Origin of the sequence: Providencia sp. PROV116, from assembly GCF_028482485.1 — a bacterium.
In the GTDB taxonomy this organism is placed as follows: Bacteria; Pseudomonadota; Gammaproteobacteria; order Enterobacterales; family Enterobacteriaceae; genus Providencia; species Providencia rettgeri.
Genome location: NZ_JAMPQO010000005.1, coordinates 212,675 through 225,307 on the forward strand (window position 1 = coordinate 212,675; position 12,633 = coordinate 225,307).

The following is a 12,633-nucleotide window of genomic DNA, read 5'->3' on the forward strand; positions in this document are numbered from 1 at the left end:
GGAATCTCCCTTTTTACATATAACTAATTTTCTTCTGTGCGAATAAATTCAACTAAACTAGGCGCTGCTATTCTTTGATAATCTTCTGTATTTAAAATAATAGAGCGTTCTAATGTACCAGCATTAAAGGCGAGTTCCTCAAAACGTTCAAAAAGTAGCGGGTCAGCAATTAATTTTAAATTGGGATGAAAGCTAAAGGGGGGAATAGCCCCAAATACGCATTGAGTGAGCTCATCGACTTCTTTTGGGCTTGCTAAAGATGCACGAGTCCCGCCAATTGCTGTGGCAATTTTACTCAAATCAGCTTGTTTATCGGCAGGTAAAATTGCCAGTACGTGTTGGCGTATACCATTTCCTTTGACATGGCATACTAATCCTTTTGCCCCTTGCCCAAGTTGCGTGCCACGTATTTTTGCCACTTCTTCTGATTTCCCCGCAGTGGAATGTTCCATCACACGATATTTGGCATTATTTTTATCAAGTAATTGTGTGAGTTGCATAAAAATAGAATTTTCAGACACTGTTTTTTTCCCTTTAAAACCACATCAATAACAGGGAATGATAACAAGTTTGGAAGTAGATACAACCTTGGAGCCGAAGGCTGCTAAAGCGTTAAAATAGGTGAAATATTAAAAAATAAGTATCAGATGTATTTTGTGTCTGTTATTACTAATATTCTTGGGTATTTATTCAGTCACGAGCAAATTGAACACATCTTGCATCTATGATAAAGCTGCCAGTGAGACTGGCAGCCTGTTGTTTACTGATGACGCTCTTTTAACCGTTTGATTATCTTGCTTAAATCCAGCTCTTGGTCTTGTAGTAAGACTAATAAGTGGTACATCAAATCAGCGGCTTCATTGGTCAATTCTGCGCGGTCATTCACGGTGGCTGCCAATGCAGTTTCAACACCTTCTTCACCGACTTTTTGCGCAATGCGTTTAGTCCCGCTAGCGTATAAACGTGCGGTATAGGAGCTTTCAGGAGAGGCAGTTTTGCGTTCTTTTAGTAACGTTTCTAACTCAAATAAAAAGCCCCAGTCGCTTTGTGCTGGTGCGAAGCAGCTTTGTGTGCCGTTATGGCAAGTTGGGCCATCTGGCAGTGCGAGAGCTAGCAACGTATCACTGTCACAATCTGGGTAGATATCCACTAAATTTAAAAAATTATTAGAGGTTTCGCCTTTTGTCCACAAACGTTGTTTTGTGCGAGAGAAAAAGGTGACTTTACGGCTATCTAAAGTGACTTGTAATGCTTCTGGGTTCATATACCCAAGCATTAGCACATCACCTGAAACGGCGTGTTGCACGATAACAGGCATCAGGTTATCGACTTTTTGCCATGCAAGCTGGCTAGATTGTTCTGTGGTTAACATACTCTAATTTGAACTCCATTTTCGGCTAGGTATTGTTTTAAGTCACCGATATTAATAATTTGTTTATGAAATACAGAAGCGGCTAAAGCACCATCAACGCTTGCGTCAGTGAAGGCATCAAGGAAATGTACTTTTTCGCCTGCACCACCTGAGGCAATCAATGGCACTTGGCATACTTCGCGAACTTTTTTTAGTTGCTGTAGGTCATACCCTTGACGAACACCATCTTGGTTCATCATATTTAACACAATTTCACCCGCGCCACGTTGTTGAACTTCTTTTACCCAATCAAGGGTTTTCCACGTAGTTTGTGTGGTACGTTTTTCATCACCGGTAAATTGGTAAACGAGATATTCACCCGTACTTTCATCGAACCAAGTGTCAATGCCGACAACGATGCATTGTACGCCAAAACGCTCCGCTAAGCGGCTGATTAATGTAGGGTCGGATAATGCTGGGGAGTTAATGGAAATTTTGTCAGCGCCAAAAGACAGAATTTGTGCAGCATCATCGACACTTTTAATTCCACCTGCAACACAAAAAGGAATATCAATCACTTCAGCGACTTTGGCAACCCAGCTTTTATCTACCACTCGACCATCAGAAGAGGCGGTAATATCATAAAATACCAGTTCGTCTGCACCTTCTTGGGCATAACGCTGTGCTAATGGAACAATATCACCGATAATTTCGTGATTACGAAATTGGACACCTTTAACCACTTGCCCATCACGGACGTCTAAGCAAGGAATTATGCGTTTTGCCAACATTTGATTGCCTCCGTAACGGTGAATTTACCTTCTAATAATGCGCGACCAACAATCACCCCTGCAGCCCCTGAAGCTGGAATAGCGGCGATATCGTCTAAATTGCCAATGCCCCCTGATGCTTGGAAGGCAATGTCGGGGAATTTTTGGCTTACTTCTTGGTATAAGTTCACATTAGAACCCGCTAAGGTGCCATCTTTGGAAATATCGGTGCAAAGGACATGTTTTAAGCCATAAGGACGATATATTTCAATGGCTTGTTCTAATGTTAAATTTGAATTTTCTTGCCAGCCGCTAATGGCGATTTCTTTTACGCCTTTGTTATTAATGCGTACATCTAACGCAAGTACAATGGCTTCCCCACCATAGGTTTCAAACCATGTTTTAACCAATTCAGGTTTGGTCACCGCAGTTGAGCCAATGACAACACGAGCTGCTCCGGCTTCCAGTAAGGCCTTAACATCTTCTTCGGTACGAATACCCCCACCAACTTGTACTGGAACATTCACGCCAGCCAATAATTTTTTCAGTAGTGGAATTTGGCGTTTTTGTGGATCTTTGGCGCCCGTTAAATCCACTAAGTGTAGGAGCTTTGCCCCTTCTTTTTCATATTGCTGCAAACGTGGGAGCGGGTCATTGCCATAATCAGTTTGCTTGGCGTAATCCCCTTGGTGCAATCGCACTACGGTGCCATCGATTAAATCTAATGCGGGAATGATCATGGTAATTACATCTCCAAAAAGTTTTGAATCAAGCGTGAACCTGCGGTGCCAGAACGTTCTGGGTGAAATTGGACACCGTAGAAGTTATCGCGATTCACCGCGCTACTAAACGGGTTGCCATACTGAGTTTGTGCGATGGTATTACTGGAAATTGGCATCGAATAACTATGTACAAAATAGAAATAGGCGTTATCAGGGATATCCCTAAACAAAGGGTTTCCTGCTAGGGCTTTGACTTGGTTCCAGCCGCTATGTGGAACTGGAAGCCCATTGGCATCCATTTTTTGTACAGGGCTATCAATTAACCCCAGTAGTGGCACCGTTGATTGACCTTCTTCACTGAAAGAACCGAGTAATTGCATACCTAAACAGATGCCTAACACGGGTTGAGTCAGGGCTTTAATTAACGGCACTAATTCACGTTCAGTGAGTTTTTCCATGGCCGCGCTAGCCGTACCGACACCCGGTAAAAAGACTTTGTCGGCTTGTAAAATGGTATTGGTATCCCGGCTCACCACAGGGTCATAACCTAGGCGTTTCACCGCATAAGCCACGGAGGCTAAATTTGCACAGCCAGTATCAAGGATGACAACGTTCATCAAAGAACCCCTTTTGAGCTAGGTAACGTATCCCCTTCAACACGAATCGCTTGGCGTAGTGTGCGGCCGAAAACTTTAAACAAGCTTTCGGCTTTGTGGTGATCGTTTTTCCCTTTGGTTTTCAGGTGTAATGTACAACCCATAGCATAGGAAAGTGAGCTAAAGAAGTGCTCAATCATTTCAGTGCTTAAGTCACCGACACGTTGGTATTTGAATTCTGCTTTATATTCAAGGTGTGGGCGACCTGAAATATCCAGTGCACAGCGTGCTTGGCATTCGTCCATTGGCAGAACGAAACCAAAACGTGCGATACCGCGTTTATCACCAAGCGCGATTTTCAGAGCTTCACCTAAAGCAAGGCCCGTGTCTTCGACAGTGTGGTGGTCATCAATAAATAAGTCGCCACTGACTTCAATGTTTAACCGGAAACCGCCGTGAGTCGCGATTTGGTCTAACATGTGGTCAAAGAAACCCACACCGGTGCTAATTTTGCTGCCGCCTTCTTGGTCTAGCCACACTTCGACTTGGATATTAGTTTCTTTTGTCACGCGTTTGACTAGCGCATGGCGGTCGCGTTTGGTTAACTGCGTGGTGATAGCTTCCCAGTCTAGTTCCGTTGGGTTATAACGTAACCCTTTAATTCCCATATTTTTAGCGAGTTGAATGTCCGTTTCGCGGTCACCAATCACATAGCTATTTTCACTGTCTAGCACGTTGCTATCTAAATAGCGCTCAACCAACTGAAGTTTAGGTTTACGGCAAGCGCAGTTATCTTCAGGCTTATGTGGGCAAATCAGCACGTCATCAAAATTTATGCCTTGTGATTCAAAAACTTGCATCATTAGGTTGTGTGGTGGTTCAAAGTCAGCGGTCGGAAAGCTATCTGTTCCTAAGCCGTCTTGATTGGTTATCATCACTAAGCGATAATTGGCTTTTTGCAGGGCAAGTAAGCTAGGAATGACTGCTTTTTCAAAGGCGAGTTTACTTAAGCTATCAACTTGGAAGTCAGTTGGCGGCTCGGTAATTAATGTTCCATCACGGTCGATAAATAAAATTTTCTGGCTCATGAGTCATTCCTAATTAGCAAAGTGCGGCAATAGCTTCAATAACACGGGTATTTTCAATTTCTGTCCCGACAGTAATACGCAGGCAATTAATGAGACCCGGCTGTTTGCTTTGGTCACGTAAAATAATGCCTTGATCCCACAGGGCTTTAAAGACTTTACTGCCATCGGTGAAACGTACCAAAATATAGTTAGTTTCACTCGGATAAACATGTTCAACCACAGACAAGTCGCGCAGAGCTTCACTGAGTGCAATACGGTTTTCGGTTACCGCTACTACACGACTTTTCATTGTTTCAATGCCTTGTGGTTTAAGGGCTTGAGCGGCAATCATCGCAACAGGGGTTGATAAAGGGTAAGGGGCGATAACCTTTAATAGCACTTCAATCACTTCAGGAGAAGCTAAGGTAAAGCCACAGCGTAAACCGGCTAATGCAAAGGCTTTAGATAAGGTTCTTAAAATCACCAAATTGGGGTATTGTGCAAGCCAGCTTGCCACACTGTATTGTGGACAGAACTCAATATAAGCTTCATCGACAACGACTAATGCGCGGCCTGCTGCCATATTTAGCACTTCACGCAAATCTTTATTATCGATGATATTGCCCGTTGGGTTATTTGGGCTGCAAATATAAATCAGTTTGGTATTAGATAAATTTTCACGGATCGCGTTAACGTTTAATGCCCAGTCAGGCAACGCCATGATTTTCTTTTGTTCAACGCCAAAGGTCTCCGCACTGACGCTGTACATGCCATAGGTTGGTGGGCAGAACATCACCGCATCTTTACCCGGCTCACAAAATGCGCGGATCAATAATTCGATAGACTCATCGGCCCCACGGCAAACCAGGACTTGTTCTGGTGTGATTTGCGCATAAGCCGCATAGTTATTGATCACGGCAACCGGTTGGCATTCAGGGTAACGGTTCAGGTTACGTTCACTGAATTGATAATCAGGAGCAATAGGATACTCGTTGGCATTGAGCCAAACATCTCCACTTCCCCCTAAGCGGCGCGCCGACATATAAGGGGTCATGGTTTTAACATTTTCACGTGCAAGACTGGCGGCATTAAATGGTTGGCTCATGACTTACTCCTGATTTTGTTTTTTTAGTTCGTTAACGCGTAAGGTAACGGCATTTTTGTGAGCGGTGAGTTGCTCTGCTTGCGCTAAAGTTTCGATGGTGTTGGCTAAGCCTAATAAGCCTTGCTGCGACAGTTTTTGTACCGTCATTCGCTTCATAAAGTCAGCGAGGCCAAGGCTTGAATAGGTTGCAGTATACCCGTAAGTCGGTAATACGTGATTGGTGCCTGAAGCGTAGTCTCCTGCAGATTCGGGTGACCAGTCTCCGACAAACACGGAGCCTGCGCTAGTGATAGAATCGACTAGATCATCAGCATTGCGTGTTTGTAAAATCAAGTGCTCAGGGCCATAGCGATTGCTAATTTCAACACATTGTTCGATCGAATCAGCGATGACGACACGGCTGGCACTTAGTGCTTTTCTGGCAATTTCTGCACGAGAAAGCTGCGCTAATTGTTTTTCTGTTTCTTCTATCACGCGCTGGGCAAAGTTTTCATCGTCAGTTAATAAAATGACTTGTGAATCAGGGCCATGTTCCGCTTGTGATAGTAAATCAGATGCGGTGAATGCAGGGTTTGCTCCGTTATCCGCAATCACTAACACTTCAGAAGGCCCTGCAGGCATATCAATGGCAGCTCCATCATGGCTTTGACTCACTTGGCGTTTTGCTTCAGTGACATAGGCATTACCGGGGCCAAATATTTTATCAACTGTAGGAATGCTTTGGGTGCCAAATGCCATTGCAGCAATCGCTTGCGCGCCACCTACTTGGAAAATATCACTGATGCCGCACAGTTTCGCTGCATACAAAATTTCATCGGCAATAGGTGGGGGCGAACACAAAATGATTTTGCGACAGCCTGCGATATTCGCCGGAGTTCCTAACATCATGACTGTTGATAACAAGGGCGCAGAGCCTCCCGGAATATATAAACCGACCGCATCTATTGGGCGTGTGACTTGTTGACACACTACGCCTGCCTGTGTTTCCACTGTAATCGGAGTGGGTTTTTGGGCTTCGTGAAAACGACGAATGTTGCCAATGGCGGTTTTCATTGCTGTTTTGATTTCATCGCCAAGACGAGCCTCTGCCGCGTCAACGGCATTTGCAGGTACTCGCACTGTGTCGATTTCAGTTTTATCGAAACGACGGCTTAGTGCTTGGAGGGCGGTGTCGCCCTCGTTACGGACTTGCTCAATAATTTGGCTCACCGCAGTACTAATGCTGCCAGAGGCCGCAATTGCGGGGCGCATCAGCAAAGCACTTTGTTGCTCTTGATTACAAGCCGACCAGCGAACAGGTTGGTTAAATCCCATTTTCATGGCGGCTTACTCCATCATTTTTTCAATTGGTAATACAAGGATTGAGCTTGCCCCTAATGCCTTGAGTTTTTCCATGGTTTCCCAGAACAAGGTTTCTGAGCTCACCATGTGCATAGCGACGCGGTTGTTGTCACCTGCTAATGGTAAAATAGTTGGGCGTTCAGCGCCTGGTAATAAGGCAATGATTTCTTCTAGTGTTTCACTTGGCGCGTGTAACATGATGTATTTAGATTCGCGCGCTTGGATAACACCTTGGATACGGGTCATCATACGGTCGATAAGCTGTTGTTTATCAGCTGACATTTCACCGTCACGTTGAATTAAACATGCTTTCGAACGGTAAATGACTTCCACTTCTTTTAGGCCGTTTGCTTCTAATGTGGCACCAGTAGAAACAAGGTCACAAATCGCATCCGCAAGCCCAGCACGCGGGGCAACTTCAACCGAACCATTTAACAGACATGATTTAAACTGAATGCCTTTTTGGTCGAAATAGCGTTTTAACAAGTGTGGATAAGAAGTCGCAACACGTGAACCATTCAGGCATTCTGCACCCGTGTAGTTAAAGTCCAATGGCGCCGCTAATGACAAGCGACATCCACCAAAATCGAGGCGGCGCAGTGTTTTGTATTGTGGGTTTTCGCCTTGCGCGCGGCGGTTTAATAACTCTTCTTCAAGAACGTTTTCACCAATGATCCCTAAATCAACAACGCCATCCATGACCAGTCCTGGAATATCGTCATCACGAACACGAAGTAAATCAATAGGCATATTTTCTGCATAAGCAATCAAACGTTGTTGTTGTAAGTTGATTTTGATGCCGCAGCGAGCCAGTAGTTCTCTTGATTCTTCACTCAGACGACCTGATTTTTGAATTGCAATACGTAAACGTGATTTATCCAACATGACTTTACCCTTATCCCTTTAAAATTTTTTGTTTAGTAACTCTTTGTTCAAGAATAAAAAAACCCTCGGAAGATTATCTTCCGAGGGTTCTCTCAATTTGCATTTCAGCCACCGGAAGATTCGTTGAACGTCTTCCAGCACACATCGCCCGAAAGACTAGTCAGGATGATGGTGATGATGATGGTTGCGTGAAATACGATTCATAATGTCTTCCGTTCTGTTATTTAAGTGAATGACTAAACATTCATTGTGCTAACTAAATACTCATTGGTATTCAACCTATCCGATTTCCCCCTATGAATGCAACCTTTTTTTAAAAAATAACCAATAATAATTAGTTGATGCGCTTTTATAGTGATTAATCTCTCAGAAATTGTGTTCGGAAGTTTTATGGTTTTCAGCTACTCTGTGATTAATTTCAGTCAGTTGGTCGATTGAGGAGTTATCGTATGAAGAAAATCACCATTATTGGATTAGGGTGGGTAGGGTTGCCCCTTGCCCAAGCTTTATTGTCCCAAGGCATTCATGTGGTTGGAACTAAAACAACACCAGATGGTATTGAAGCCGCTCAAGCGGTAGGAATTGAGTGTTATGCATTGAAATTAACCCCTGAACTTGAATGTGATAACGATGATTTAGCGCAATTGATGATGCAAAGCGATGCTATCGTCATCTTGCTTCCCCCTTCTAAAATTAATACCGAATACTATATGGCAGCGATTGAAACACTGGTGAATAGCGCAATAGCATTTCAGGTACCCAAAGTTATTTTCACGTCATCAACAGCGGTTTATGGGGAGCAAAATGGTGAAATGACCGAAGATAGCCCATTGGATGGAGTGACGGATTCAGCTAAAGCTTTAGTGGCGACAGAACAGTGGTTGCATCAATTACCGAACATATCGGTAGATATTCTGAGACTAGCAGGATTAGTCGGGGAAAAACGACATGCAGGGCGTTTTTTAGCAGGTAAAACCGGAGTGAAGGGGGCAAATCAGCCTGTCAATATGGTGCATCAAGACGATGTAATTGACGCCATTTTATTATTGCTCCAGCAGCCACAGGGAGGGCATATTTATAACCTTTGTGCGCCAATCCACCCGACACGAGCTGAATTTTATACTCATGCCGCTCAATCTATTGGTTTAGTTCCACCACAATTTATTGAAGAGGGGAATGCATTAGAGGGGAAAGTCATTAACGGTAATAAAATTTGCCAAGAACTTGAGTTTGAATACCAGTACCCAAACCCAAGTTTGATGAGTATGACCTTGTGATTACTTAATTGGGATCATGACAATTTTTTGGAACGCAGGACGCGTGGTCAGCTGCTGATACCAGCGTTCCAAATTGTTAAATTCAGGGCGTTCAGTCACAATTTCATGCCAAGGGTAAAATAGTGGCGCGATAGCAATGTCTGCGATACCAAATTTAGCACCACTGAAATAGGCTTGGTTGGCTAATGCATTATCAGCAATTGTGAGTAATCGATTAATATTGCCATATATAATTTTAGCTTGTTCTGGGTCTCTATCCGCTTCAGGAACACGCACAATTTTGTTCATCATTTGCTTAATGTGGTCGAATAAATTAGCACCACTCCAATCCATCCATTTATCGGCGGCAGCTCTCTCTTGTAAGTCTTGTGCGAGTAATAAGTGAGAATGATCAAATTTTTCCGTAAGGTAACGTAAAATCGTATTTGATTCCCACAGCGCAAAGTCATCATCCTGTAGAGTTGGAATAGTGCTGTTTGGATTCATTTTTATATATTCAGGTGTATCTAGTCCACCAAATGGGCCACCCACATCTTTTTGATTGTAAGCGATATTTAATTCTTCTAAGCACCAAAGTACTTTTTTGACATTGGAAGAGTTGACGCGTCCCCAAACAGTTAACATTGCAGTCTCCTAAATTGATTTTTTGGTATCGGCCATGGTTAAGATAGATTAAATTCACTCATAGGCAAATGTTTATTTGTTAGCGGTGGCCTCTGTGAAATTAAAGTCTTATATTAGGTCCAGTTATCAAATTTTGTCACGGCGATGGGTTCTCGTTTAGTGACGCTGAGTCAATGACTGTATTTTAAATGTGTAGAATTAAGTGAAGGAATAACCGATGAGTAAGAAAATGTTGTCTTTAAAAACCCGCCGAGCAGGTATTGGGTTGAGTCTTTTGGTTGCCGTAAGTACCAGTGCTTATGCGGCGCAGACACCGGTTGCTCCTCAAGTCGATGCAAAAGCATTTGTTCTGATGGATTATAATAGCGGTAAAATTTTAGCTTCTGGGAATCCAGATGAACGCTTAGACCCCGCAAGTTTAACCAAAATTATGACCAGCTATGTGATTGGTCAGGCAGTAAATGCAGGGAAAATTACCCCACAAGACATGGTCACGGTAGGGGAAGATGCATGGGCGACGGGTAATCCTGTTTTGAAAGGCTCTTCTTTGATGTTTTTGAAGCCAAAAGACCGCGTTTCTGTATTAGATTTAAATAAAGGGATTGTGATCCAGTCAGGAAACGATGCCAGTATCGCGCTTGCTGATTATGTTGCTGGTAGCCAAGACTCATTTGTGAGCTTAATGAATCAATACGTGCAAAAGATTGGTTTGAAAAATACTCACTTTAAAACGGTTCATGGTCTCGATTCTGAAGGGCAATACAGCACGGCTCGGGATATGGCATTGTTAACCCAAGCGATGATCCGTGATGTACCGGATGAATACGCACTGCACAAGGAAAAGGAATTTACCTTTAATAAAATTCGTCAACCAAACCGTAATCGTTTGTTATGGAACCAAAATTTAAAGGTGGATGGTGTAAAAACTGGGCACACGAGTGGTGCAGGTCATAATCTAGTCGCCTCTGCAACAGAAGGTGATATGCGTTTAATTTCAGTTGTGTTGGGGGCACCAAGTGACCGAGTGCGTTTTTCTGAAAGCGAAAAATTACTGACATGGGGTTTCCGTTTCTTTGAAACTGTCACGCCAATTAAAGCTGATGCCACACTGAAAAAGCAGCGTGTCTGGTTTGGTGATACTTCAGAAGTTGATTTAGGTGTTGCCGATGATGTTTCTATTACTATTCCTAAAGGGCAATTGCAAAACTTAAAAGTGGATATTCAACTCACCAACGATTCACTTGAAGCGCCTCTTGCTAAGAACCAAACAGTGGGAACGATTAACTTTATTCTTAATGATGAAGTTGTCGAACAGCACCCTTTAGTCGCAAAAAATGCGGTTGAAGAAGCGGGGTTCTTTGGGCGTATTTGGGATTATATCATGAAAACCATTAGTGGCTGGTGGAGTGCCATTTTCGGTTAATAATGGTTGAGTTGAAAATGATGTGAACAAAAAAATGCCTGCGAATGCAGGCATTTTTATAGAGACGATAGATAAACAATACTATTCGCAGTGAGCCAATTTAATCGCTAAGCCGCCTTGAGACGTTTCACGATACTTAGCGTTAATATCTTTACCAGTTTCATACATGGTTTCAATGACTTTATCGAGGCAAACACGTGGGTCACTGACGCGACGCAGTGCCATGCGTGCCGCATTCACGGCTTTAACGGAAGCGATGGCGTTACGTTCAATACAAGGTACTTGAACTTGTCCTCCAACAGGGTCACAGGTGAGACCTAAGTTATGCTCCATGGCAATTTCTGCTGCGATACACACTTGCTCAGGGCTACCGCCCATTAATTCGGCGAGTCCCGCGGCGGCCATCGAACAAGCAACACCCACTTCTCCTTGGCAACCCACTTCGGCGCCGGAAATTGACGCATTCATTTTATATAATGCGCCAATCACGCCAGAAACTAAAAAGTAACGGGTATAGGAATTTTCATTCACAGGGCGAATAAATTTATCATAATAAGCTAATACCGCAGGAATGATGCCACATGCACCATTAGTTGGTGCCGTGACAACACGACCACCCGCTGCATTTTCTTCGTTAACGGCAAGCGCATACATATTGATCCAATCTATGACGGCCATTGGGTCCATATTGGTGTTATCCGTTGTCACGAGTTGACGGCGTAATGCGGCTGCTCGGCGTGGTACACGTAATGGTCCGGGTAGTAAACCTTCGGTTGTCACTCCCCGTTCAATACCGGATTTCATGACATCCCATACGGACGAGAGATATTGTTGGATTTCTTCTTTACTACGTAATGCTAATTCATTCTGCATCACGAGTGCGGAAAGTGATAAACCTGTGTCTTTACAATGTTTTTGCAGGTCGGCCGCATATTTAAATGGGTAAGGGACTTGCACTGCATTTTCATCAGATTGGCCAAAGTGCTCTTCATCGACGATAAAACCGCCACCGATAGAATAGTAATTTTTGCTGTAAATAACATCATCACCACTGAATGCCGTAATACTCATTCCATTTTCATGGAGTGGTAGGTTGGTAGTATGAAAATTCATGCCACCTTCAGTAGGAAAATCAACTTCATGTTGCCCGTGTGCAAGGGAGAGCCTTTCAGTTTGCTCTACATTACGCATAAAAGCAGGAATAGCGTCAATATCAATGGTGTCTGGTAAGTTACCTGCAAGGCCCATAATAATCGCCATATCCGTTGCATGGCCTTTACCCGTTAAAGAGAGTGAGCCATACACGTCAACTGAAATTCGTGTCGTGCGAGTGAGTAATTTTTGCTGGATAAGGTCGTCAACAAACTGTTTGCCTGCTTTCATTGGGCCGACAGTATGGGAGCTTGAGGGGCCGATACCAATTTTGAAGATATCAAATACACTAATCATATTCAGTGCTTCCTTTTGTAGAA

13 protein-coding genes and 1 other annotated feature are annotated in these 12,633 nt (G+C 43.5%); of the genes, 2 read left to right on the forward strand and 11 right to left on the reverse strand.

Annotated elements, in window-relative coordinates; translation table 11 throughout:
• Window positions 1–23: 23 nt before the first annotated feature.
• The 9 genes from PSE72_RS05215 to hisG all read right to left on the reverse strand — a co-directional run bounded on the left by PSE72_RS05215 (window position 24) and on the right by hisG (window position 7,837).
• Window positions 24–500: a YbaK/prolyl-tRNA synthetase associated domain-containing protein gene (locus PSE72_RS05215; protein WP_109911324.1), complete on the reverse strand. Its 477-nt coding sequence runs from the start codon at window positions 498–500 to the stop codon at window positions 24–26.
• A 260-nt stretch (window positions 501–760) separates the two neighbouring features.
• Entirely contained in the window at window positions 761–1,372 is a 612-nt protein-coding gene (gene hisIE, locus PSE72_RS05220; RefSeq protein ID WP_115167678.1) for a bifunctional phosphoribosyl-AMP cyclohydrolase/phosphoribosyl-ATP diphosphatase HisIE, read from the reverse strand.
• A complete protein-coding gene (gene hisF, locus PSE72_RS05225) occupies window positions 1,366–2,142 on the reverse strand; it encodes an imidazole glycerol phosphate synthase subunit HisF (protein ID WP_115167677.1) in 777 nt (258 codons plus the stop codon). The genes hisIE and hisF overlap by 7 nt, the downstream gene beginning before the upstream one ends.
• Complete coding sequence (gene hisA / locus PSE72_RS05230; protein WP_198641808.1) at window positions 2,124–2,861, reverse strand: 1-(5-phosphoribosyl)-5-[(5-phosphoribosylamino)methylideneamino]imidazole-4-carboxamide isomerase; 738 nt, start codon at window positions 2,859–2,861, stop codon at window positions 2,124–2,126. Before hisA ends, hisF begins: the two co-directional genes overlap by 19 nt.
• A gap of 5 nt (window positions 2,862–2,866) precedes the next feature.
• On the reverse strand, window positions 2,867–3,460 hold the full coding sequence (gene hisH / locus PSE72_RS05235; protein ID WP_115167675.1) for an imidazole glycerol phosphate synthase subunit HisH: 594 nt from the start codon (window positions 3,458–3,460) through the stop codon (window positions 2,867–2,869).
• Entirely contained in the window at window positions 3,460–4,527 is a 1,068-nt protein-coding gene (gene hisB / locus PSE72_RS05240; protein ID WP_115167674.1) for a bifunctional histidinol-phosphatase/imidazoleglycerol-phosphate dehydratase HisB, read from the reverse strand. Before hisB ends, hisH begins: the two co-directional genes overlap by 1 nt.
• Before the next feature lie 13 nt (window positions 4,528–4,540).
• Window positions 4,541–5,611, reverse strand: coding sequence for a histidinol-phosphate transaminase (hisC, locus tag PSE72_RS05245; protein ID WP_217007778.1), 1,071 nt, complete (start codon window positions 5,609–5,611; stop codon window positions 4,541–4,543).
• Window positions 5,612–5,614: 3 nt separating this feature from the next.
• The gene (gene hisD, locus PSE72_RS05250; RefSeq protein ID WP_217007777.1) at window positions 5,615–6,931 is read right to left on the reverse strand and encodes a histidinol dehydrogenase; all 1,317 of its coding nucleotides are present in this window, start codon (window positions 6,929–6,931) and stop codon (window positions 5,615–5,617) included.
• Between the two features lie 6 nt (window positions 6,932–6,937).
• On the reverse strand, window positions 6,938–7,837 hold the full coding sequence (hisG, locus tag PSE72_RS05255) for an ATP phosphoribosyltransferase (RefSeq protein ID WP_109911005.1): 900 nt from the start codon (window positions 7,835–7,837) through the stop codon (window positions 6,938–6,940).
• Window positions 7,838–7,890: 53 nt separating this feature from the next.
• Window positions 7,891–8,018 (reverse strand) — a sequence feature (His leader region).
• Window positions 8,019–8,286: 268 nt separating this feature from the next.
• Here hisG and PSE72_RS05260 point away from each other — a divergent pair.
• A complete protein-coding gene (locus tag PSE72_RS05260) occupies window positions 8,287–9,114 on the forward strand; it encodes an SDR family oxidoreductase (protein ID WP_115167673.1) in 828 nt (275 codons plus the stop codon).
• Here the strand turns inward: PSE72_RS05260 and PSE72_RS05265 are convergent, their stop codons facing one another.
• Window positions 9,115–9,738, reverse strand: a complete 624-nt coding sequence (locus PSE72_RS05265; RefSeq protein ID WP_198641813.1) for a glutathione S-transferase family protein — start codon at window positions 9,736–9,738, stop codon at window positions 9,115–9,117. It lies immediately after the preceding gene.
• A gap of 217 nt (window positions 9,739–9,955) precedes the next feature.
• Between PSE72_RS05265 and PSE72_RS05270 the strand changes: the two genes are divergently transcribed.
• Window positions 9,956–11,161, forward strand: a complete 1,206-nt coding sequence (locus tag PSE72_RS05270) for a serine hydrolase (RefSeq protein ID WP_115167672.1) — start codon at window positions 9,956–9,958, stop codon at window positions 11,159–11,161.
• Window positions 11,162–11,242: 81 nt separating this feature from the next.
• Here PSE72_RS05270 and PSE72_RS05275 read toward each other — a convergent pair whose 3' ends face one another.
• Window positions 11,243–12,610, reverse strand: a complete 1,368-nt coding sequence (locus PSE72_RS05275; protein WP_115167671.1) for an L-serine ammonia-lyase — start codon at window positions 12,608–12,610, stop codon at window positions 11,243–11,245.
• Between the last annotated feature and the right edge of the window lie 23 nt (window positions 12,611–12,633).